The following is a 22,088-nucleotide window of genomic DNA, read 5'->3' on the forward strand; positions in this document are numbered from 1 at the left end:
TCAAGCGAGCCGTGAGCGCCCCAGTCGCGGCCGGGGTCGAGCCGCTGCGCCAGTTCGGTCCAGGTGGCGCGGATGCCGGCGCGCGTGAGCCGCGACAGCAAGGCGTCGTCGGACGACACATGCGGCGCAAGCAACCCGACCGGCAGGCCTGACGCGCCCGAGGCCGGCGTGTCGGCCGCGTCGAGCACCGTGACTCGCCAGCCGCGCCGCGCGAGGCTGGCGGCGATCGCAGCACCCGCGAGCCCGGCGCCGATCACTGCGCAATGGCCGGGCGCGTCGACGCCTTCGCGCACCAGCTGGCGGCGCCGCACCGTCCAGGCGGGCGCGAACGTGCCACGCAGGCCGGGGCCCGGGTCGAGTTGGAATCCGTTCTGCATCAGCGCATGACGCACCCCGTCGTCGTCGGTGCGGGCTGCGAGGCCGGTGCCCTGGCGGGCGAAGCGCGACACCGCCTTGAGTGTGTCGGGCAAGGCGGTCGCGGGGCCGAAGCCGTCGAGGAAGAGGCTGTCGGCCTCGAAGCGTTGCGCGCGCAGCATCGGCTGCAGCTCGCCCACGCACAGCGTGAGCAGCACGCGGCCGTCGTCGAAGGCCAGCCGGTGAAAGCCCGGCAGCAGCCCGCTCCATTGGCGGGCCAGTTCCTCGGCGAGCGGCGCCAGGGCCAGGTCGGCTTCAGACGCGCGCAGCAGATCGCTGGCCGGCGCCGGATGGGCGTCGACCGCGACGTAATGCAGCAGGCGCGGCCGGTGCGGGTCGGCGCGCCAGGCCTGCCAGGTTGTCAGGAAATGAAGGCCCGGCCCGAAGCCGGTTTCGAGAATCCGCCATTGCGGGCGCCCGGACCAGGCGGCGGGCAGGCCGCAGCCGCCCAAAAACACACGGCGCGAAAGCGCCGGTGTGTCGTTGTCGAGGGGAGGGGTGTCGCCGGAGCGCGCGCCGAGCGGGGTGCCGTCGGCGGCCACGCCGGACTCAGGCCGCAGGAGGGGGAACGTAGCCTTGCGCCACGTCGGCGCCTTCGCCGAAGAAGTGCTTTTCCATCTGGCGCGCCAGGTACTGGCGGGCGCGCAGGTCGGCCAGGTTCAGCCGGTTTTCATTGACCAGCATGGTCTGTTGCTTGAGCCAGGCGGCCCAGGCTTCCTTGCTGACGTTTTCCCACAGGCGCTTGCCCAGGTCGCCGGGGTACGGCGGAAAGTCGAGTCCTTCGGCCTCTTTGCCGAGCTTGATGCACTGAACCATGCGTGCCATTTGATTGCCTCTTGTGGGGGAAAGCGGTTGCTTAGTTGATTTGGCTATTAAGAACTGAAAACTTGGTCGTTCCAGTTCCTATATGTCGTATTCAGAATACGCAGCTTCATTGATATGCCTTTTTAGAGCAAGACACCATGAGCCTTCGCCGCGACTTTATCAAGCTTTCCCTGGGTGCCGGCGTGGCCGGTGCCTTGGCCCTGTCGGCATTGCCGTCGTTTTCGCAGGGTGCGGCGGGTGCCAAGGGCCCCGTGACGCTGCTGAACGTGTCGTACGACCCGACCCGCGAGTTGTACGTGGACTACAACCAGGCCTTCGCCAAGTACTGGAAGGCCAAGACCGGCCAGGACGTGAGCGTCAAGCAGTCGCACGGCGGCTCGGGCAAGCAGGCGCGCTCGATCATCGACGGCATCGATTCCGACGTGGCCACGCTGGCATTGGGCGGCGACATCGACGCCTTGGCCACGCACGGCGGCCTCGTCAAGGCCGACTGGCAAAAGCGCCTGCCGCACAACTCGGCCCCCTACACCTCGACCATCGTGTTCCTGGTGAAGAAGGGCAACCCCAAGGGCCTGAAGGACTGGGACGACCTGGTCAAGCCCGGCGTGCAGGTGATCACCCCCAATCCCAAGACCTCGGGCGGCGCCCGCTGGAACTACCTCGCGGCCTGGGAATTCGCCAAGCGCAAGTACGGCGGTGACGCCAAGGCCAAGGAATTCGTCGGCAACCTGTACAAGAACGTGCCCGTGCTCGATACCGGCGCGCGCGGCTCGACCATCACCTTCGTGCAGCGCGGCGTGGGCGATGTGCTGCTGGCCTGGGAAAACGAAGCCTTCCTGGCGCTGAAGGAATTCGGCCCCGAGAAGTTCGAGATCGTCGTTCCGTCGATCTCCATCCTGGCCGAGCCCAGCGTGGCGGTGGTCGACAAGGTGGTCGACAAGAAGGGCACGCGCGCCGTGGCCGAGGAGTACCTGAAGTACCTGTACTCGGACGAAGGCCAGGACATCGCGGGCCGCAACTTCTACCGCCCGACGTCTGACAAGGCCAAGGCCAAGTACGACAAGCAGTTCCCCAAGCTCACGCTGGTGACCATCGACGAAGCCTTCGGTGGCTGGGCCAAGGCCGACAAGGCGCATTTCGCCGACGGCGGCTCCTTCGATCAAATTTACGCGCCCAAGCAGAAGTAAGCGCAGCTGTTCCGGAATCGATCGCTGGTGGCACCCCGTGGGAGGGCGCCGGGGATCGCTTCGCCCTGAATTTCTCCCGAAGCCCAACGAAAGTTTCTCGTGTCCGTTCTCCTGATTGCCGGCAGCCCTTCGGCCCCGTCCCGTTCCACCGCCTTGCTCGACGCGGTGGGCGAGCGGCTGGGCCAACGCCATGCGCGCATCGAGCGGCTCGCGATCCGCGACCTGCCGGCGCAGGCGCTGCTGCTGGCCGAGTGGGCGCATCCAGCCATCGAGCGAGCCATTGCCCAGGTAGCGGCGGCCCGCGTGATCGTGGTGGCCACGCCGGTCTACAAGGCGGCCTACAGCGGCGTGCTGAAGGTCTTTCTCGACCTGCTCTCGCAGAACGCGCTCAAGGGCAAGACGGTGCTGCCGCTGGCCACCGGCGGCAGCCCGCACCACATGCTTGCGCTCGACTACGCACTGCGGCCCGTGCTGCAGTCGCTGTCGGCGCGCCACATCCTGCCGGGCGTCTACGCGAGCGATTCGCAGATCGCGTTGACGCCCGAGAACGCCTACCAGGTGCACCAGGACCTGGCAGAGCGCCTGAACGAGGCCGTCGAGGTGCTCGCAACCGAAGGCCTGAAGCTGCCGGCGACCCATGGCTTCGAGCCGGTTCCTTTCTCCCGTGTGCGATGTAGCGTCTGACGACCGGGTTCCTCGCTGAACCCGGCCCCGGCCAGACCTCTTTCCGTTCCCCGTTTTTCGAAGCCGCCTGCGCGCGGCCGGGGGATCGCTTTGCCTCACGTTTTTGCACCAAGGAATCCCGCATGAACCCCGTCGCTCCCGAAGACTCCGTGTTCGAAGTCGCGCCGCGCTCCTTCTGGCAGGCGCTGCGCGACCTGGCCATCAGCGCCGTCGTCGTCACCGCCATCGCGCTCATCGTGAGCTTCATCTCCGCCGCCTCGGCACACGCCCAGACGCAGACGAAGGCCAGGGGCGAGCTGCGCATCGGCTACCAGAAGTCGGCCAGCCTGTTCGTGCTGCAGAAGGCGCAGGGCACGCTCGAGAAGAAGCTCTCGCCGCTGGGCTTCGGCGTGAAGTGGGTCGAGTTCCCGGCCGGCCCGCAGCTGCTCGAAGGACTGAACGTCGGTGCGGTCGACGTGGGCTATGTCGGCGAGGCGCCGCCCATCTTCGCGCAGGCCGCGGGGGCGAAGTTCGTCTACTTCGGCTACGACCCGGCCGCACCGCGCGCCGAGGCCATCCTCGTCACCAAGGATTCGCCCATCCGCTCCGTGGCCGACCTCAAGGGCAAGAAGGTCGCGCTCAACAAGGGCAGCAACGTGCACTACCTGCTCGTGAAGCAGCTGGAGAAAAACGGCCTGAAGCTCTCCGACATCCAGCCCGTGTACCTCGCACCCGCCGATGGCCGCGCCGCCTTCGAGAGCAAGAACGTCGACGCCTGGGTGATTTGGGACCCGTTCCAGGCCGCCGCCGAGAAAGCCACCGGCGCCCGCGTGCTGGCCGATGGCGCGCCGGACGTGGTCAACAACTACCAGTACTACCTGGGCGAGCGCGGCTTCGTGAAGAAGCACCCGCAGGTGATCGACGCGCTGTTCGCCGATTCGGTGGAGCAGGGCATCTGGCTCAAGAAGAACCTGCGCCAGGCCGCCGAGCTCATCGCGCCGCTGCAGGGCCTGCCCGTGGACGTGGTCGAGCTGGCGCTGCGCCGCTACGAGTTCAACGTGAAGCCGATCACCGCGGCCGTCGCGGCCGACCAGCAGCAGATCGCCGACACCTTCTACGCGCTGAAGCTCATTCCCAAGCCCATCAAGGTCAGCGACGCGGTCGTCACGGCCCAGCCCTGAACAGTTTCGAAGGACCCCATTCCATGACCCGCATTGCCATTCCCCGCCGCCGCCTGCTCCAGGGCGCGGCCGCCGCCCTCGCGCTGCCGTCGTCGTTCGCCGCGCTGGCGCAGGCCCCCGCGCGCCAGTTGCGCATCGGCCACCAGAAGGGCTACCTGAGCGTGCTCAAGGCGCGCGGCACGCTCGAGAAGCGGCTCGCGCCGCTGGGCGCCACTGTGAAGTGGACCGAGTTCACGGCCGGCCCGGTGCAGCTTGAGGCGCTGAACGTCGGCTCGATCGACTTCGGCGACGTGGGCGAAGCGCCGCCCATCTTCGCGCAGGCCGCCGGCGCGCCGCTGGCCTACGTGGGCGCCACGGTGCCGCGCCCGAAGACCGAGGCGGTGCTGGTGCCCAAGGGCTCGGCCATCCAGACCGTGGCCGACCTCAAGGGCAAGAAGATCGCGCTCAACAAGGGCTCGAACGTCCACTACTTCATCGTCAAGCTGTTCGAGAAGCATGGTCTGGCGTACAGCGACCTGAACCTGGTCTACCTGCCGCCGGCCGATGCGCGCGCCGCCTTCGAAAAAGGCTCGGTCGATGCCTGGGTGATCTGGGACCCGTTCCTGGCCGCCGCGCAGCAGTCGCTCGACGCGCGCATCCTGGCCGACGCCGTGGGCGTGGTCGGCAACCGCGCCTACTACTTCTCGTCGCTCGACTACGTGGCGAAGAACGCCGACGTGCTGGCCGTTGCGATCGAAGAGGTCAACAAGATCGACCAGTGGGGCGCCGCCCACCGCAACGAACTGGCGACCGAGCTGTCGGCCATTTGGGGCTTGCCCAAGGCCGTGGCCGACCTGTCGCAAGGCCGCACCGCCTACGGCACCGGCCCGATCACCAAGGCCATCCTGGCCGAGCAGCAGCAGATCGCCGACACCTTCTTCGCGCTCAAGCTGATCCCCAGAAAGATCAATGTGCTCGAAGCCGCCGGCGCGGGGATCGCGTGATGGCCACCGTGTTGTCGACTGCGCTGCACGAACGCGCCGGCCACGTGCTGGCCATCACGGCGCGCGCCTGGGGTGTCGTGTCTGCGGCGCGCCGCCTTCCTTTCCTGCTTGCCGTCTGAACGGGCAAGCCAACGAACGATCGAGAGTTTCCGATGCAGATCTTCTGGTTCCTCCCCACGCACGGCGACAGCCGTTACCTCGGCACGAGCGAAGGCGCGCGCGCCGTCGACCTGCCGTACCTGCAGCAGATCGCCGGCGCGGCCGACCACCTCGGCTACGAAGGCGTGCTGATTCCCACCGGCCGCTCCTGCGAAGACCCGTGGGTGATCGCGTCCAGCCTGATCGGCGCGACGAAGAAGCTCAAGTTCCTGGTGGCCGTGCGCCCCGGGCTGCACCAGCCCAGCCTGGCCGCGCGCATGGCCGCGACCTTCGACCGGCTCTCGGGCGGGCGCCTGCTCGTGAACCTCGTCACCGGCGGCGACCAGGCCGAGTTGGAAGGCGACGGCGTTTACCTCGACCATGCGGCGCGCTACGAGCAGTCGGCCGAGTTCATCCGCATCTGGCGCGAGATCATCGCGCGCAGCCACGAGACCGGCACCTACGACTACGAAGGCAAGCACCTGAGCGTGAAGGGCGCGCGGCTGCTGTTTCCGCCGGTGCAGAAGCCCTATCCGCCCGTGTGGTTCGGCGGCTCTTCTGCGGCGGCGCATGACCTCGCGGCCGAGCAGGTCGACGCCTACCTGACCTGGGGCGAACCGCCCGCGGAAGTGTCCAAGAAGATCGCCGACGTGCGCGCTCGCGCCGAACGCCAGGGCCGCAGCGTGCAGTTCGGCATCCGCCTGCACGTGATCGTGCGCGAGACCGAAGACGCCGCCTGGAAGGCGGCCGAAGAACTCATCAGCCGCGTCGATGACGAGACCGTCGCGCGCGCCCAGGCCGCCTTTGCGCGCATGGACTCCGAAGGCCAGCGCCGCATGGCCGCGCTGCATGCTGGCGGCGCCAAGCGTGGGCGCGCCGACCTGGAGATTGCGCCCAACCTGTGGGCTGGCGTGGGCCTGGTGCGCGGTGGCGCGGGCACGGCGCTGGTCGGCGACGCCAAGACCGTGGCGGCGCGCATCGAGGAGTACGCGGCGCTGGGCATCGACAAGTTCATCTTCTCGGGCTACCCGCACCTCGAAGAGGCCTACCGCTTCGCCGAGCTGGTGTTCCCGCTGCTCTCGCGCAAGGCCAAGGCGCAACTCGCAGGCGGCTCGCTGAGTGGTCCCTTCGGCGAGGTCGTCGCCAACCTCGACGCGCCCTCGCGCCTCGTCTCCCAAAGCTGAGGACACGCATGACCGAACAAGTACAGGAACTGCCGGCGGTGGCACCGGCATCGAACACCGCAGGGGACGCAGGCAGCGCGCTGCGAGGCTTCGGCCTCAACGTCGCGAAGCGGCTCATTCCGTGGCTGGTGCCCGTGGGGCTGATCGTCGTCTGGCAGATCGCCTCGTCGCTGGGTTGGCTCTCGACGCGCGTGCTGCCGGCACCGCTCGACGTGGTCAAGGCCGCATGGACGCTCACCGTGTCCGGCGAACTCTGGACGCACGTGAAGGTGAGCGCGGGCCGCGCGCTTGCGGGCCTCGCCATTGGCGGCGGCGCGGGGCTGGCGCTGGGCCTGCTCACGGGCTCGGTGAAGTTCTTCGAGACGCTGCTCGACTCCACCATCCAGATGGTGCGCAACATCCCGGCGCTGGCGCTCATTCCGCTGGTGATCCTGTGGTTCGGCATCGACGAATCGGCCAAGCTCTTCTTGATCTCGGTGTCGGTGTTCTTCCCGATCTACCTGAACACCTTCCACGGCATCCGCAACGTCGATCCGCAGCTCATCGAAATGGGGCGCACCTACGGCCTGTCGCGCTGGCAGCTGTACCGCGAGGTGATCCTGCCGGGTGCGCTGTCGTCGATCCTGGTGGGCCTGCGCTTCTCGCTGGGCCTGATGTGGGTGATCCTCATCGTGGCGGAGACCATCTCGGCGCAGGCCGGCATCGGCTACCTCACGATGAACGCCCGCGAGTTCCTGCAGACCGACATCGTGCTGGTGGGCATCCTGCTGTACGCACTGCTAGGCAAGCTGGCCGACCTGTTCGCACGCGGCCTGGAGCAGTGGTGGCTGCGCTGGCACCCGGGCTACCAGAAGAAGCCGGCGAAGTGAGGGCAGGGCACATGAACCAAATCATCAATCGACGTACCGCCATTGCGACGCTGGGCGCGCTGAGTGCCGGTGCCGTGCTGGCACAGCAACAACGGCCCGCCACGGTGCGCTTCGGCTACCAGAAGTCGTCCACGCTGATCGCACTGCTGAAGGTGCAGGGCACGCTGGAGAAGCAGCTCGCACCGCTCAACGTCACCCTGAGCTGGCACGAGTTCACCAGCGGCCTGCCGCTGCTGGAGGCGCTGAACCTCGACAACCTGGACATCAGCGCCGACGTGGCCGACACCGTGCCCGTGTTCGCACAAGCGGCCGGTGCGGACCTGACCTTCCTGGCGCAGGAAGCGCCGTCGCCCGCCGCGCAGGCCATCGTCGTGCGCGACGAGTCGCCGCTCAAGACCGTGGCCGATCTCAAGGGCAGGAAGGTCGGCTTTGCAAAGGCGGCCGGCGCGCACTACCTGCTGATCGCCGCGCTGGAGAAGGCCGGCCTGTCGTTCAAGGACATCGAGCCTGCGTACCTCACGCCCGCCGACGGCCGCGCCGCCTTCGAGAAGGGCGCCATCGACGCCTGGGTCGTGTGGGACCCGTTCCTGGCCGCCGCCCAGCGCCAGTCGAAGGTGCGCATCCTGGCCGACGGCGCGGGCATCGCGTCGTACCAGCGCTACTACCTGGCAAGCACCAAGTTCGCGAAGGCGCGGCCCGACGTGCTGCGCGTGGTCTACGCCGAACTCGAGAAGACCGGTAAGTGGGTCAAGCAGCACCCGAAGGAAGCCGCGGCCTTGCTCGCACCCGTGTGGGGGCTCGACGCCCCGACCATCGAGCAGGCCAACAGCCGCCGCAGCTACGCCGTGCGGCCGGTGGTGGCCGGCGGGCTGGCCGAACAGCAGCGCATCGCCGATGCCTTCTTCGCCGAGAAGCTGCTGCCCAGAAAAATCGATGCGCTGAACGTGGCGCTGTTCAACCCCGGGGCCTGAATTCATGAGTGCCGTTCTCAAAGACATCCAACCCCAAGCCATCGCCGGTGGCGTGCGCCTCGAGGCGCGCGGCCTGCACAAGCGCTATGGCGCGCGCGAGGTGCTGCGCAACACGCAGCTGACCATCGAGCCGGGCCAGTTCATCGCCATCGTGGGGCGCAGCGGCTGCGGCAAGAGCACGCTGCTGCGGCTCATCGCGGGCCTGGAAGAAGCCACCTCTGGTGGCCTGTACACCGACGGCAAGGCCGTGCGCGGCCTGCACGACGACACGCGCATCATGTTCCAGGAGGCGCGCCTGTTGCCCTGGCGCCGCGTGCTCGACAACGTGACGCTGGGCCTGCCGAACGACGCCAAGGCGCGCGGCAAGGAAGTGCTGGCGCAGGTCGGCCTGGCCGACCGCGAGAACGAATGGCCGGCGCGCCTGTCGGGCGGGCAGCGCCAGCGCGTGGCCCTGGCGCGTGCGCTGGTGCACCACCCGCGCCTGCTGCTGCTCGACGAGCCGCTGGGCGCGCTCGACGCGCTCACGCGCATCGAGATGCACCGCCTCATCGAGAACCTGTGGCAGCGCCACCGCTTCACCGCGCTGCTGGTGACGCACGATGTGCAGGAAGCCGTGGCGCTGGCCGACCGCGTGATCCTCATCGAGGACGGCCGCATCGCGCTCGACGAGAACATCGCGCTGGCCCGCCCGCGCTCGCAGGGCGACCCGGCCTTTGCCGCGATCGAAAAACGAATCCTCGACCGGGTGCTGCAGAAGTCCGAAGAGACCGATGTGGAAAGCACCGATGCCAGCTGGCTCACGCCTCAAGCTCATGCCTTGCGCTGGGCGATCTGAGTCGTTTCATCCATTCCCCCTTTGAAAGGCAGTCGCATGTCGCAGAACTGGAAATTCGAAACCCTGTCGGTCCACGCCGGCTACTCGCCCGAGCCCACCACCCGCGCCGTCGCGCCGCCGATCTACCAGACCGTGGCCTATGCCTTCGACAGCGCGCAGCACGGCGCCGACCTGTTCGACCTGAAGGTGCCGGGCAACATCTACACCCGCATCAACAACCCGACGCAGGACGTGCTGGAGCAGCGCGTGGCCGCGCTCGAAGGCGGCATTGCCGCGCTGGCACTGGCCTCGGGCCAGGCGGCCGTGACCTACGCGATCCAGACCATCGCCGAGGCCGGTGACAACATCATCAGCAGCACGGCGCTGTACGGCGGCACCTACAACCTGTTCGCCCACACGCTGCCGCAGTTCGGCATCACCACGCGCTTCGCGGACCATCGCGACCCGAGCAGTTTCGAGAAGCTGTTCGACGAGCGCACCAAGGCGGTGTTCGTCGAGTCGCTGGGCAACCCGGCCGGCAACGTGACCGACATCGCGGCCATCGCCGAAATTGCGCACCGCCACGGCGTGCCGCTCATCGTCGACAACACCGTGCCCTCGCCGTACCTGAGCCGGCCCATCGAGCACGGCGCCGACATCGTGGTGCACTCGCTCACCAAGTACCTGGGCGGCCACGGCACCAGCATCGGTGGTGCCATCGTCGATTCGGGCAAGTTCCCGTGGGCCGAGCACAAGGAGCGCTTCAAGCGCCTGAACGAACCCGACGTGAGCTACCACGGCGTGGTCTACACCGAGGCGCTCGGCCCGGCCGCCTACATCGGCCGTGCGCGCGTGGTGCCGCTGCGCAACACGGGCGCGGCCATCTCGCCGTTCAACGCCTTCCTGATCCTGCAGGGCATCGAGACGCTGGCGCTGCGCATGGACCGCATCAGCAGCAACGCGTTGGCGGTGGCGCAGCACCTGAAGCAGAGCAAGGCCGTCAACTGGGTGAACTACGCCGCGCTCGAAGACCACGCCGACTACCCGCTGGCGAAGAAGTACTTCGGCGGCAAGTCCAGCGGCGTGCTGACCTTCGGCATCGGCGCGGGCCGCGAGGGTGGGGCGAAGTTCCTCGATGCGCTGAAGCTCTTCACGCGCCTGGTGAACATCGGCGACGTGCGCTCGCTGGCCACGCACCCCGCATCGACCACGCACCGCCAGCTGTCGCCCGAAGAGTTGGCCCGGGCCGGCGTCACGGAAGACACCGTGCGCCTGTCGGTGGGTATCGAGCACATCGACGACCTGATCGCCGACCTCGACCAGGCGCTGGCCGCCGCATCGAACTGACACAGCGTTCCAATTCATGACCACACTGCAAGCCATTCCTGATGCCGCGCTGGACCAGCTGTTTCGCAAGGCGCGCACCGTGCACGCCTTCAAGCCGGTGCCCGTGACCGACGCGCTGATTCACCAGCTTTACGACCTCGTGAAGTGGGGCCCGACCGCCTACAACGCCCAGCCCGCGCGCTACGTGTTCGTGCGCAGCGAGGAGGCCAAGGCGAAGCTCAAGCCGGCGGTGTCGGCGGGCAACACCGCGCAGACGCTGCAGGCCGGCGTGACGGTGATCGTGGCGCACGACACGCGCTTCTACGAGCACCTGCCCACGCAGTTCCCGGCCTACGACGCCAAGCCCTTCTTCGAGAAGAGCGCCGACGCCGCGCAGGCCACGGCCTTTCGCAACAGCAGCCTGCAGGGCGCTTACCTGATCCTGGCGGCGCGCGCGCTCGGGCTCGACGCGGGGCCGCAATCGGGCTTCAACGCCGACCTGGTCGACAAGGCCTTCTTCCCCGATGGGCGCTATCGCGCGAACTTCCTCGTCAACCTCGGCGTGGCCGACCACGCCGGCACCTTCGAACGCGGCCCCCGGCTGGCGTTCGACGACGTGGCCGAGATCGTCTGAGCGCCGGCCGTTTTCACTCACAACCCCTGTCAACCCTGAAAGAGAAATCACCATGTCCATCCAAGCCATCAACGTCCGCAACCAGTTCAAGGGCAAGGTCCGCGAGATCATCCGCGGCGACGTTGTCTCCGAAGTCGATGTCGAAACCGCCTGGGGCATCGTCACCTCCGTCATCACCACGCGCTCGGTCGACGAGCTGCAGCTGAAGGTGGGCTCCGACGTGGTCGCACTCGTGAAGTCGACCGAAGTTTCGATCGCCAAGCTCTGACGGACCCTCGGGCTTTGCGATTCCCCGGTGCTGTCTTTGGTGCCGGGGTTTTTCGTTTGAGGTCGCTGGTTCGGGGCGTGTGCCCAGGCCACCGGGTACTTCCCTCCGCGAATGTCCTCCGGCCTGCGGCCTCCCCCTTAATTTCGCTGCTGGAAGCACCCAGTGTCCTGAGCACACCGGGCGCTGTCGTTGTGCTCGCCGATCAACGACCGCTGCGCATGACGCTCACGTCGATGGGGTGCCTTGCGCAGCGAAATCAAGGAGGAGGGCGAAGCCCGGGGGACATTCGCGGAGCAAGGTACCCCGTCGGCGGGAGCGTGCCCTGAAGCAGCACCCCATAGATCACAAGGTTGTTAAGAATCGACTTTTGAGTCGTTTGACCTTGGCCTTCGCACTCCTACAGTGGTGGTTATCGCCATCAAGGAAGATGGAATGACCAACGTACAACAGGAGCCGAACCGCATGTCCGTGGAAGTTGAAGACGTCATCGCCTTGCCGCCCGCCCTCGAACAGGCGCGCGCGCAAGCCATCGAAAAGAACTGGCCCTACGCCGGCGGCGTGACGCCCCCCGTGGCCTGGCAGCTGGTGCAGGACGGCCACGCCTTGCTCGTGGACGTGCGTTCCGGCGAAGAGCGCAAGTTCGTCGGCCACGTGCCCGACAGCCTGCACGTGGCCTGGGCCACGGGCACCGCGCTCACCCGCAACCCGCGCTTCGTGCGCGAGCTCGAAGCCAAGGTGGCGAAGGACGGCGGCAAGGAGGCCGTGGTGCTGCTGCTGTGCCGCAGCGGCAAGCGCTCGGCGCTGGCGGCCGAAGCCGCTGCCAAGGCCGGCTTCACGCAGGTGTTCAACGTGCTCGAAGGCTTCGAGGGCGAGATCGATGCGCGGCAGCATCGCGGCGGGTCCGACGGCTGGCGCTTCCATGGCCTGCCGTGGGTGCAGGACTGAACCCACACCGATAGAAACACACGGGAGGAAAACACACATGGCTCAATTCGAAGTGAGTGACATCGTGCGCGCACTGCACGAGGTGCGCGACGAGTGGCGCGATTCGCAGCGCCGTTCGCGCGAGCCCGGTGCGCGCGAGTTTCCGTCGCGCGATGCGCTGGCGCAGATCGTCGAGTCGCTCAAGGGCGCGCTCTTTCCGATGCGGCTGGGCCCGCCGGACCTGCGCCACGAGAGCGAGGATTTCTACGTGGGCCACACGCTCGACGCCGCCTTGCAGGCGCTGCTGGTGCAGGCGCGGCTCGAGCTGAACTTCAACGCACGACTGGCACCGCGCCCCGCGAGCGAGATCGACGCCGCAGCCACCGAAGCCGTGCGCCAGTTCGCGAACGCGCTGCCCGGCCTGCGCCGGCTGCTCGACAGCGACGTGCTCGCGGCCTACCAGGGCGACCCGGCCGCGCGCAGCGTCGACGAGGTGCTGCTGTGCTATCCGGGTGTGCTCGCGATGATCCATCACCGCCTCGCGCACCGGCTCTACGAGCTCGGCCTGCCGCTGCTCGCGCGCATCGTCGCCGAGCTGGCGCATGCGCAGACCGGCATCGACATCCACCCGGGCGCGACGATCGATGCGGGCTTCTTCATGGACCACGGCACCGGCGTCGTGATCGGCGAGACGGCCGTCATCGGCAAGCGCGTGCGGCTGTACCAGGCCGTCACGCTCGGCGCCAAGCGCTTCCCCACCGACGCCGAAGGCAACCTGCAGAAGGGCCTGCCGCGCCATCCGGTGGTGGAGGACGACGTGGTCATCTACGCGGGCGCCACCATCCTGGGCCGCGTGACGCTGGGCAAGGGCGCGGTCATCGGCGGCAACGTGTGGATCACCGACGACGTGAAGCCCGGTGCCAGCGTCACGCAGGCCAGCCTGCAGAACAACAGTGCACCGAAGGCGGGCAGCGTATGAAGGCCTTCGTCGAAGACTTCGGCGTCACCGTGCGCCAGCTGCGCGAAGGGCAGGGCTGGTCGCAGGAAGAGCTGGCCGAGCGTTCCGATCTGAACCGCTCGTACGTGGGCGAGATCGAGCGCGGGCGCGTGATCCCGTCGATCGTCACGGCGCAGAAGCTGGCCACCGCGCTGGGCATCAACATTGTCAACCTGCTCGCGCGTTGCGAGCAACTGGAGCAGTCGCGCCTTGCACGGCGGATCAACTTGGCGGCTATAGCCTGTTGAGGGGAAACCCGTGGTCGCCAGACACTGGCGATCACTTTTTCCTCAACCCACGGAGCCTTGATCCATGAGTGCAACAGTCGGTGGTACCACCGCCCTTGGCGACAACGCCGCCCGCCAGCTAGCCAACGCCACCAAGACCGTTCCCCAACTCGAGACCATCAGCCCGCGCTGGCTGACGCACCTGCTGCAATGGGTGCCGGTGGAAGCGGGCATCTACCGCGTCAACAAGGTCAAGAACCCCGAGTCGATCAAGGTCACCTGCACCTCGCGCGAAGAAGAGAACCAGCTGCCGCGCACCTTTGTCGACTACGAAGAGAACCCGCGCGAGCATTACCTGAATGCCGTGAGCACCGTGCTCGACGTGCACACCCGCATCTCCGACCTCTACAGCAGCCCGCACGACCAGATCAAGGAGCAGCTGCGCCTGACGATCGAGACGATCAAGGAGAACCAGGAGAGCGAGCTCATCAACAACCCCGACTACGGCCTGCTGGCGCAGGTGAGCGAAGAGCAGCGAATCTTCCCGCTGACCGGCGCGCCCACGCCCGACGACCTGGACGAGCTGCTGACCAAGGTGTGGAAGGAGCCCGCGTTCTTCCTCACGCACCCGCTGGCCATTGCCGCGTTCGGGCGTGAAGCCACGCGCCGCGGCACGCCGCCGCCCACGGTGAGCCTGTTCGGTTCGCAGTTCATCACCTGGCGCGGCATTCCGCTGATTCCGTCGAACAAGGTGCCGGTGGCCGACGGCAAGAGCAAGATCCTGCTGCTGCGCGTGGGCGACAAGCGCCAGGGCGTGGTGGGGCTGTTCCAGCCGGGTCTGTCGGGCGAGCAGAGCCCGGGGCTGTCGGTGCGCTTCATGGGCATCAACAACCACGCGATCGCGTCGTACCTGATCTCGCTGTACTGCTCGCTCGCGGTGCTGACCACGGACGCGCTGGCCGTGCTCGACGACGTCGAGATCGGCAAGTACCACGACTATCCCGACACCTACAAGTAAGCCGCGGTGAGCAGCACACCCACGTTCCCGGGCGAGGCGCCGTTCGATCCGGCCGTTCTCGCGCGCATGGCCAGCGCCATGTTCTCCGCGCCGCCGGGCGCGCAGTTTCCCGCCAACATCGCACCGCCGGGCTCGCCGCTGGTGAGCCCCGCCGGCTTTGGGCCGAGCGTGCCGGGCACGCCGATCCCGCAGGGACAGATTCCGGGCGCCAATGTGCTGCCCGCATCGCCCACGCAGCTGCCGTCGCTCGCGAACCGCGCGCCGGCACTGCTGCCGCATGCGGTGGCCGGCAACGGCGTGCCGGACACGGTGCTGTCGGTGGCGCCGGCCTTCGAGCCGCGCTCGGGCGGCGTGGTGCAAGGCGTGCCGCAGCAGATGGGGGCGGCTGCGTCGCCGCAGGCAGCGTCAGCCTCGCCGTTCTACTTTCTGAACCACAGCTACGGGCATCCGACGGCCAGCGCCAGCGATGGCTTTGCGATCCACGATCCGTTCGCGGGCCTTGCCGCGCAGCCTGCGTTGCCGCCGAGCCCACCTTCGGCGCCGGCCGGACGCGATGCGCAGTTCTACTTCGTCGATGCAGTGCGCCTGCCCAGCGGCTTCGTCACGCCGGCCAAGCCCGATCCGCGCGGCCCCGACGCGGTGCCGCTGGCCGGCAGCGGCCAGCATCCGCCGTTTGATGTGCACGCCGTGCGCCGCGACTTCCCGATCCTGCAGGAGCGCGTGAACGGCAAGCAGCTCGTGTGGTTCGACAACGCGGCCACCACGCACAAGCCGCAGTCGGTCATCGACCGCATCGCGTACTTCTACGAGCACGAGAACTCGAACATCCATCGCGCGGCGCATGAACTGGCCGCGCGTGCGACCGATGCCTACGAAGGCGCACGCGAGCGTGTGCGCAAGTTCATCAACGCGCCCGAAGTCGAAGAGGTGATCTTCGTGCGCGGCACCACCGAGGCCATCAACCTCGTGGCCAAGAGCTGGGGCGGCCAGCACGTGGGCGAGGGCGACGAGATCATCGTGTCGAACCTGGAGCACCACGCCAACATCGTGCCGTGGCAGCAGCTCGCCGCCGCCAAGGGCGCGAAGCTGCGCGTGATCCCGGTGGACGACTCGGGCCAGGTGCTGCTCGACGAGTACCGCAAGCTGCTGAACGACCGCACGAAGATCGTTGCGGTCACGCAGGTCTCGAACGCGCTGGGCACCGTGGTGCCGGTGAAGGAGATCGTCGAACTGGCGCACCGCGCGGGCGCGAAGGCGCTGGTCGACGGCGCGCAATCGGTCTCGCACATGCGCGTCGACGTGCAGGACATCGGCGCCGACTTCTTCGTGTTCTCCGGCCACAAGGTGTTCGGCCCGACCGGCATCGGCGTGGTCTGGGGCAAGCGCGAGGTGCTCGAAGACATGCCCCCGTGGCAGGGCGGCGGCAACATGATTGCCGACGTGACCTTCGAGAAGACCGTGTTCCAGCCGATCCCGAACAAGTTCGAGGCCGGCACCGGCAACATCGCCGATGCCGTGGGCCTGGGCGCGGCCATCGACTACGTGAACAAGGTCGGCATCGAGAACATCGCGCGCTACGAGCACGACCTGCTGGTGTACGGCATGGCGCAATTGGGCGCGATCCCCGGCGTGCGGCTGATCGGCACGGCGGCCGACAAGGCGAGCGTGATGTCCTTCGTGCTCGACGGCTACACCACCGAGGAGGTGGGCCACGCGCTCAACGACGAGGGCGTCGCCGTGCGCACGGGTCACCACTGCGCGCAGCCGATCCTGCGGCGCTTCGGCGTCGAGACCACGGTGCGGCCGTCGCTGGCGTTCTACAACACCTTCGACGAGATCGATCGGCTGGTGACGGTGGTGCGGCGGCTCGCCGGCCAGCGGCGCACGCGCTGAGCCGGCTCAGGGCTTCGATGCCAGGTGCTGCCTGAAGAAGGCGAGCACCTTGGCATTGAAGTCGGCGTGGAAGGCGACGCGATCGAAGCCGCCGGCATCGCTGCAGATCTCCGGCAGGGCCTTGGCCATGGCCGGCGCGCAGGGCGCCAGGAAGGCGAAGTGTGCGGTGTTCGCGGGCACGTACCAGTCCGGCGCTGAAGGCAGGTTGCGGCGAACCGCTTCGACATCCTCCAGCGTCACCGCGTCGCCGCCACGCGCGGAGGCCCAGAGCTGGACGGGCACCGCGACCTGCTTCAGCCCCTCGGCATCGAAAAAGCTCAACGGATCGACGATCACCGCCGCCTTGATGCGCGCATCGCGCACCGGCGGCGCGGGCAGTTCCTGGCGCTGGATCTGGCCGCAGAACGGAATCTTCGATGCAGGCGTGCAAAAGCGCAGGCCCAGCTTGAAGTCGGGCACCGCGCCTGTCGCCACGAGGCCGGTGTAGCCGCCGCGCGAGAAGCCGAAGAAGCCGACCTGGTCGGCGGCAATCTTTGTGTGGCCGGGCCACGTCTTGAGCATGTGATCCGCCAGCCGCCGCATGTCGATGGGTCGCGCGGCAAATGTCGAGAGATGGCCCCGGCGCTCCATGTCCTGGAAGTTGTCGTTCGGATGGTTGATGGCGGCGACCACGAAACCCGCGTCGGCCAGCGCCGCCGCCGTGTCGTGGTGCCCGAGGAACGCGCCGCCCGAGCCGTGCGACATCAGCACCAGTGGCAGGCCCGTGCCGGCGACGGGGCAGTCCTTGGTGGCCGAAATGGCGATCAGGCCGAACGCGATATCGCCGGGTGCCGCCTCGCAAGGCGTCCACACCGCGCCGCGCAAGGCCGGCCCGTCCTTGTCGGCCGGCACCTCGATGAAGCTGAACCCCGCCGCATGGCTCCATGCGGCAGACACACAGAGGGCGGCGAGCAGTGCAAGGCGATGCAGGGTCATGGCGCGCAAGGGGTCAAGGGCTGAAAAGGCCGCCAGTGTGCCGCCTCCGGCCCCGCGCCACCAGCCCGCTTTGCGTCGTGCGATGCGGGCGCGCTATGCTCTGTCGCTGTCCATCACGCTGCTTGTCTTCGCATGTCCCAGCCTCAGGTTTCTTCTTCCGGTGCCCCTTCTTCTGTCAGCGATTCCTGCGATGTGTTCGTGATCGGCGGCGGCCCCGCGGGTTCGACCGTCGCGGCGCTGCTGGCGCAGCAGGGGCGCAGGGTGGTGCTGGTCGAGAAAGAGCACCACCCGCGTTTTCACATCGGCGAATCGCTGCTGCCCGCGAACGTCGAGCTGTTCGACAAGCTCGGCGTGCGCGACCAGGTCGAGAAGATCGGCATGCCGAAGTTCGGCATCGAGTTCGTCTCGCCCGAGCATGAGCACCGCAGCTACGTCGAGTTCGCCGAAGGCTGGGACAAGTCGCTCGACTCCGCCTGGCAGGTGCGCCGCTCCGAGCTCGACGAGCTGCTGTTCCGCAACGCCGCCACGCGCGGCGCCCAGGCCTTCGAAGGCTGCAAGGTGCGCGACGTGGCCTTCGACGCCGACGGCGCCACCGTGCAGGCCGTGATGGACGACGGCGCCAAGCGCCGCTGGCGCGCGCGCTTCGTGATCGACGCCACGGGCCGCGACACGCTGCTGGCCAACAAATTCCGCTGCAAGCAGAAGAACCCCGACCACAACAGCACCGCGCTGTTCGGCCACTTCACCAACGCCGAGCGGCTCGAGGGCAAGAAGGAAGGCAACATCAGCATCTGCTGGTTTCCGCACGGCTGGTTCTGGTTCATTCCGCTGGCCGACGGCACGACCAGCGTGGGCGCGGTGTGCTGGCCCTACTACCTGAAGACGCGCGAAAAATCGCTGAAGGAATTCTTCTACGACACCATCGCGCTGTGCCCCGTGCTGGCCGACCGCCTGAAGAACGCCACCCTGGTCGACGACGCCGTGCACGCCACGGGCAACTTCTCGTACTCGAGCACGCACGCCACGGGCGACAACTACCTGCTGCTGGGCGACGCCTTCACCTTCATCGACCCGATGTTCTCCTCGGGCGTGTACCTGGCGATGCACAGCGCCTTCGACGGCGCCGAGCTGGTGGCCACCGCGCTCGACCAGCCGGCCGAACTGGCCCGCGCCCGCGAAGGCTTCGAGGCCATGATGCGCAAGGGGCCGCGCGAGTACTCGTGGTTCATCTACCGCGTGACCAACCCGACCATCCGCGACATGTTCATGTACCCCGGCAACCCGTTCCGGGTGAAGGAAGCGCTGATGTCGCTGCTGGCCGGCGACATCTACAAGGGCACGCCGATGTGGGGCGCGCTGCGCATGTTCAAGGTGCTGTACTACGGCATCTCCCTCGCCAACTTCCGCCGCACCTGGGCGGGCTGGAAGCGCCACCGCTTCAACATCCGCGACATGGGGGCGTTGAAGGGGGAGACGATCCAGAAGTCGGACTGAGGCTAGGCGCCCGGCAGGTCGGCGATGAGCCGCCGGTTCTGCCGCGCGAGCGTGCGGAAGGCCGCCGAGAGGCGGTCGTCGGCGGCCACGGTGTCCCAGTACACACCGGCCAGTTGCCGGGCGTGCGGCCATTCCTGCAGGGTGTCCACGGTCGGCGCCAGTCCGGTGGCCGCCAGGTCGCGCGCTGGCAGTTCGCCGCTGGTCGGTGCATACAGCGTGGGCAGCACGTCGTAGGCGGGCGCCAGACGCCACGCGTTCCCTTCGATGAGCAGCGAGATGTTGCCGTAGTGCCGGTCGGTGTTGCCGATGAGGCGGCCGAAGGCTTCGAGAAAGCGCAGGCGCTGCGCATCGTCGGCGCGCAGCAGGCCGCGCGAGGCCATCCGGTTGGCCGTGGCGGCCCAGTTGTCGATCTTGCCGACGTGCTGCGCGTCGTACGCCATCAGCGACACCATGCCGACGCGGCCTCGGGCCGAACGGTCGAAGCGTTCGACCTCCAGGAACACGCGTCCGCCTTCGATGAAGACGCGCGTGGTGGCCGCCGCGACGCCCGCTTGCGCCAGGGTGCTCAGCGCCAGGTGCTCGCTGACGAGGAGGTCGCGCGAACGCCGGTCCAGGGCTGATGTGCCTGCGAGCGAGAACTTGACGATGACCTGCCGGCCATCGCGCACCGTGCAGAACTTCGGCTGTTCGCCGCCGGCCGACGAGCCGGGCAGGGTGCCCTGCATCGCGCGCTCCGCCATGGCGGGGTAGTCGCTCACGGAGACAGGGCGAGCGGCGCGTGCGCCCAGCGCATGAAAGCGATGGAAGGATTCGGCACCCACCACGAGGTTGCCGGGCAGGTCTTCGCCGCACAGCGCGAGCGCCTGCAGCACGTCGTCGTCGTTCCAATGTTCGGGGTTGGGCGGTAGCCCGAGTTCGGGGTGCCCTTGCGCGAAGGCGCGGCCGATGAAGCCCTGGGGACGCATGTCGGCAAGGAACCATGGCAGGCCGTCATGCAGCGCGCTGCGGCCTTGCTGCTCGTTCATCCAGCAACGCCCGCCTTGCAGCGGCACGATGCGTCCGAACGGCGAGGCCTGGCCGGCTGCATCGATCTCGACGACCGGCACCTCGCTGCCCACACGCTCGACGTGCCGGGGTGCCACGTACATCTGCGAGCGCGCAGCGCCCACCTTCAGGATCTGCGCGCTGCGAACGAGCGGTGCCAGCGTGCGCGAGGCGGTCGCCTGGCTGATGCCCAGCCGCGCCTGCAGCTCGGCGCTCGTGGCGGCGCCTTGCGAACGGATGAAGGCGAGGGCCGTGGCGCTCAGGGATGGCGGGGTGGACGATGGCATTGCATATCTATGTGAATAGATAAATTATCCCACTCGCCATTGAGGAATCAAGGAGAAATGAATTCCTATTTGAATAGATACTTTCAGGAGTTCAATGCCGCATGCCGGGCCCGCAGCGTGGCCACCGCATGCGTCACCCCCAACTGCGGGCTGCTGAGCACATCGACTTCAAGGTCCGCCAGCAACCTCGTCACCGGCGCCATCGACGCCTGCGCCAGCACGATCACATCGGTGCCGTCGGCCGCGGCGCGGATCGATTCGGCCAGCGTGGCCACATAGCGCGCGATGTCGCCGGACTGGAAGTGCACCCAGGCATCGTCGACCAGCAGCGTGCTGGCGCGGATGCCGACGCCGGCCTGCCGCGCGGCTGAAAGCACGAGCGACAGGGTCGGGTCGATGGTGCTCTCGACGGCGCCGACGATCAGCACGCGCGGGCCGTTGCGCACGGCGCGGTCGGCCATGGCGCGGTCGATGCGCAGGGCGGCGAAGGCGCCGCCGGTGGCGGTCTTTTCGGCGATACCGCCGATGGTCGAGCAGGTGCACACGACCACGGAGGCGCCGTCCGAGGCGGCATCGCGCATGGCTTCGTGGACGCGCGCCACCAGGCCGGCGTGGTCGACGCCCAGGGTGCGCGCATCGGCGAGCAGCTCTTCCATCACCAGGTGCTGCACGCGCAGCTCGGGGGCGATCTCGCGGGCCAGGCTGCCGAAGGTCTGCACATGCACCTGCGCGGTATGGAGGAAGGCGAGCGTGTCGGCCATGGTGTTGCCGCCGTTCAGTCCGCCTCGTGGGCGCGCCGGAACTCGTAGGCCTTCAGGTGCACGTAGGCCGTGCGCAGCACCGAGGGCGTGGCCGATGCGCTGCGCGGCGCGCGGGCCAGCAGGTCGCCCAGGATGTGGTCGGCCTCGACGCGCGCGCCGCGGGCCATGTCCTTGTACATCGAGGCGGTCATGGGCGAGCCGGCGGTCGTGACCACCGCGCGGCCGCGCGTGACGGCTCCGGGCCGCGGGGCAAAGCCGTTGTGGGCGGCGATGGCGCAGCACTCGTCGAAGATCGCAAGCGCCACGTCTTCGCCGCCGGCCGCCACGATGTCGCCGATGGAGGCGTGCATCAGGCTCGTGAGGCCCGCGGCCGAGGCGATGAAGACCCACTTCTCCCACATGTCCTGCGCGATGGTCTCGCTCGCGGTGGCGGTGAAGTTCGCGCCGGCGAACTGGGCCGCGATGGCGTCGATGCGCGGCGAGCGCCCGCCCGCGCGTTCGCCGTAGCTCAGGCTGTGCATGTCGTTCAGGTGCAGCACGCGGCCTTCGTCGTCGAGGGTGGCGGAGATCATGCACAGGCCGCCGAGCACGCGCGCCTCGCCGAAGCGCGCGACCAGCCGGTCGATGTGGCCCAGGCCGTTGAGCAGCGGAAGGATGACGGTGTCGGGCCCGACGGCGGGCGCGAACGAGTCCATGGTGGCGTCGAGGTCGTAGGCCTTGCAGCCGACCACGACCACGTCGTACGGGCCATCGATCTGCTCGGCCAGCACATGCTTCGGCGTGGGCAGGTCGAGGTCGCCGAAGGGGCTGCGCACCACGAGCCCGGTCGTGGCCAGCTGGGCCGCGCGGCCGGGACGCAGTAGAAAGGTCACATCGCGGCCTGCTGCGAGCAGGCGTGCGCCGAAGTAACCACCGAGTGCTCCTGCACCCACCATCAGGAATCGCATCGCGCGCTGCCTCCGAAGAAACTGAAGATCGGAAGCGATGATGCCCCGGATCGCGCGCGGGCGC

General features: G+C 68.2%; 23 protein-coding genes. 17 read left to right on the forward strand and 6 right to left on the reverse strand.

Going from position 1 to position 22,088, the window contains the following annotated elements; all coding sequences use genetic code 11:
• Both VBO01S_RS02490 and VBO01S_RS02495 read right to left on the reverse strand, forming a co-directional pair.
• On the reverse strand, positions 1–956 hold a 956-nt coding region (locus tag VBO01S_RS02490), incomplete at its 3' end, for an FAD-dependent oxidoreductase (protein WP_255221037.1).
• A 7-nt stretch (positions 957–963) separates the two neighbouring features.
• The gene (locus VBO01S_RS02495; RefSeq protein ID WP_013541095.1) at positions 964–1,239 is read right to left on the reverse strand and encodes an oxidative damage protection protein; all 276 of its coding nucleotides are present in this window, start codon (positions 1,237–1,239) and stop codon (positions 964–966) included.
• 137 nt (positions 1,240–1,376) lie between these two features.
• On the opposite strand from VBO01S_RS02495, the gene VBO01S_RS02500 reads away from it, so the two are divergent.
• From VBO01S_RS02500 to VBO01S_RS02575, 16 genes are all read left to right on the forward strand, one after another.
• On the forward strand, positions 1,377–2,426 hold the full coding sequence (locus VBO01S_RS02500; protein ID WP_062470003.1) for a sulfate ABC transporter substrate-binding protein: 1,050 nt from the start codon (positions 1,377–1,379) through the stop codon (positions 2,424–2,426).
• 99 nt (positions 2,427–2,525) lie between these two features.
• Positions 2,526–3,110: an NADPH-dependent FMN reductase gene (gene ssuE / locus VBO01S_RS02505; RefSeq protein ID WP_062470007.1), complete on the forward strand. Its 585-nt coding sequence runs from the start codon at positions 2,526–2,528 to the stop codon at positions 3,108–3,110.
• A gap of 122 nt (positions 3,111–3,232) precedes the next feature.
• Positions 3,233–4,270, forward strand: coding sequence for a sulfonate ABC transporter substrate-binding protein (locus VBO01S_RS02510; protein ID WP_082817948.1), 1,038 nt, complete (start codon positions 3,233–3,235; stop codon positions 4,268–4,270).
• Between the two features lie 23 nt (positions 4,271–4,293).
• On the forward strand, positions 4,294–5,253 hold the full coding sequence (locus VBO01S_RS02515) for a sulfonate ABC transporter substrate-binding protein (RefSeq protein ID WP_062470010.1): 960 nt from the start codon (positions 4,294–4,296) through the stop codon (positions 5,251–5,253).
• A 152-nt stretch (positions 5,254–5,405) separates the two neighbouring features.
• Complete coding sequence (gene ssuD, locus VBO01S_RS02520) at positions 5,406–6,575, forward strand: FMNH2-dependent alkanesulfonate monooxygenase (RefSeq protein ID WP_062470012.1); 1,170 nt, start codon at positions 5,406–5,408, stop codon at positions 6,573–6,575.
• Between the two features lie 8 nt (positions 6,576–6,583).
• Positions 6,584–7,444, forward strand: a complete 861-nt coding sequence (ssuC, locus tag VBO01S_RS02525; protein WP_062470015.1) for an aliphatic sulfonate ABC transporter permease SsuC — start codon at positions 6,584–6,586, stop codon at positions 7,442–7,444.
• An 11-nt stretch (positions 7,445–7,455) separates the two neighbouring features.
• Entirely contained in the window at positions 7,456–8,415 is a 960-nt protein-coding gene (locus VBO01S_RS02530; protein ID WP_062470018.1) for an aliphatic sulfonate ABC transporter substrate-binding protein, read from the forward strand.
• A gap of 4 nt (positions 8,416–8,419) precedes the next feature.
• On the forward strand, positions 8,420–9,250 hold the full coding sequence (locus tag VBO01S_RS02535) for an ATP-binding cassette domain-containing protein (protein WP_062470020.1): 831 nt from the start codon (positions 8,420–8,422) through the stop codon (positions 9,248–9,250).
• A gap of 36 nt (positions 9,251–9,286) precedes the next feature.
• Positions 9,287–10,576 carry an O-acetylhomoserine aminocarboxypropyltransferase/cysteine synthase family protein gene (locus VBO01S_RS02540; RefSeq protein ID WP_062470023.1) on the forward strand — a complete coding sequence of 430 codons (1,290 nt, stop codon included), beginning with the start codon at positions 9,287–9,289 and terminating at the stop codon, positions 10,574–10,576.
• Between the two features lie 16 nt (positions 10,577–10,592).
• A complete protein-coding gene (locus VBO01S_RS02545; protein ID WP_062470026.1) occupies positions 10,593–11,189 on the forward strand; it encodes a malonic semialdehyde reductase in 597 nt (198 codons plus the stop codon).
• Between the two features lie 52 nt (positions 11,190–11,241).
• Positions 11,242–11,457, forward strand: coding sequence for a TOBE domain-containing protein (locus tag VBO01S_RS02550; RefSeq protein WP_007829250.1), 216 nt, complete (start codon positions 11,242–11,244; stop codon positions 11,455–11,457).
• 462 nt (positions 11,458–11,919) lie between these two features.
• A complete protein-coding gene (locus tag VBO01S_RS02555; RefSeq protein ID WP_062470259.1) occupies positions 11,920–12,402 on the forward strand; it encodes a rhodanese-like domain-containing protein in 483 nt (160 codons plus the stop codon).
• Between the two features lie 37 nt (positions 12,403–12,439).
• Positions 12,440–13,360 carry a serine O-acetyltransferase EpsC gene (gene epsC / locus VBO01S_RS02560; protein ID WP_062470029.1) on the forward strand — a complete coding sequence of 307 codons (921 nt, stop codon included), beginning with the start codon at positions 12,440–12,442 and terminating at the stop codon, positions 13,358–13,360.
• The gene (locus tag VBO01S_RS02565; protein ID WP_062470032.1) at positions 13,357–13,626 is read left to right on the forward strand and encodes a helix-turn-helix domain-containing protein; all 270 of its coding nucleotides are present in this window, start codon (positions 13,357–13,359) and stop codon (positions 13,624–13,626) included. Before epsC ends, VBO01S_RS02565 begins: the two co-directional genes overlap by 4 nt.
• A gap of 64 nt (positions 13,627–13,690) precedes the next feature.
• Positions 13,691–14,623, forward strand: coding sequence for a family 2A encapsulin nanocompartment shell protein (locus tag VBO01S_RS02570; RefSeq protein WP_042579703.1), 933 nt, complete (start codon positions 13,691–13,693; stop codon positions 14,621–14,623).
• Positions 14,624–14,689: 66 nt separating this feature from the next.
• Positions 14,690–16,516 carry a family 2A encapsulin nanocompartment cargo protein cysteine desulfurase gene (locus VBO01S_RS02575; protein ID WP_062470261.1) on the forward strand — a complete coding sequence of 609 codons (1,827 nt, stop codon included), beginning with the start codon at positions 14,690–14,692 and terminating at the stop codon, positions 16,514–16,516.
• A gap of 6 nt (positions 16,517–16,522) precedes the next feature.
• Here the strand turns inward: VBO01S_RS02575 and VBO01S_RS02580 are convergent, their stop codons facing one another.
• Positions 16,523–17,491, reverse strand: a complete 969-nt coding sequence (locus VBO01S_RS02580) for an alpha/beta hydrolase family protein (RefSeq protein ID WP_062470035.1) — start codon at positions 17,489–17,491, stop codon at positions 16,523–16,525.
• Between the two features lie 132 nt (positions 17,492–17,623).
• Between VBO01S_RS02580 and VBO01S_RS02585 the strand changes: the two genes are divergently transcribed.
• Positions 17,624–18,985 carry an NAD(P)/FAD-dependent oxidoreductase gene (locus VBO01S_RS02585; protein ID WP_062470038.1) on the forward strand — a complete coding sequence of 454 codons (1,362 nt, stop codon included), beginning with the start codon at positions 17,624–17,626 and terminating at the stop codon, positions 18,983–18,985.
• 2 nt (positions 18,986–18,987) lie between these two features.
• Here VBO01S_RS02585 and yjjJ read toward each other — a convergent pair whose 3' ends face one another.
• The 3 genes from yjjJ to panE all read right to left on the reverse strand — a co-directional run bounded on the left by yjjJ (position 18,988) and on the right by panE (position 22,024).
• Positions 18,988–20,316 (reverse strand): type II toxin-antitoxin system HipA family toxin YjjJ, encoded by a 1,329-nt coding sequence (yjjJ, locus tag VBO01S_RS02590; protein ID WP_062470041.1) that lies wholly within the window; start codon positions 20,314–20,316, stop codon positions 18,988–18,990.
• An 83-nt stretch (positions 20,317–20,399) separates the two neighbouring features.
• Positions 20,400–21,077 (reverse strand): aspartate/glutamate racemase family protein, encoded by a 678-nt coding sequence (locus tag VBO01S_RS02595; RefSeq protein WP_062470044.1) that lies wholly within the window; start codon positions 21,075–21,077, stop codon positions 20,400–20,402.
• Positions 21,078–21,091: 14 nt separating this feature from the next.
• Positions 21,092–22,024 carry a 2-dehydropantoate 2-reductase gene (gene panE, locus VBO01S_RS02600; RefSeq protein ID WP_062470047.1) on the reverse strand — a complete coding sequence of 311 codons (933 nt, stop codon included), beginning with the start codon at positions 22,022–22,024 and terminating at the stop codon, positions 21,092–21,094.
• Positions 22,025–22,088: the final 64 nt, after the last annotated feature.

The organism is Variovorax boronicumulans NBRC 103145, from assembly GCF_001591345.1.
GTDB classification, from domain to species: domain Bacteria; phylum Pseudomonadota; class Gammaproteobacteria; order Burkholderiales; family Burkholderiaceae_C; genus Variovorax; species Variovorax boronicumulans.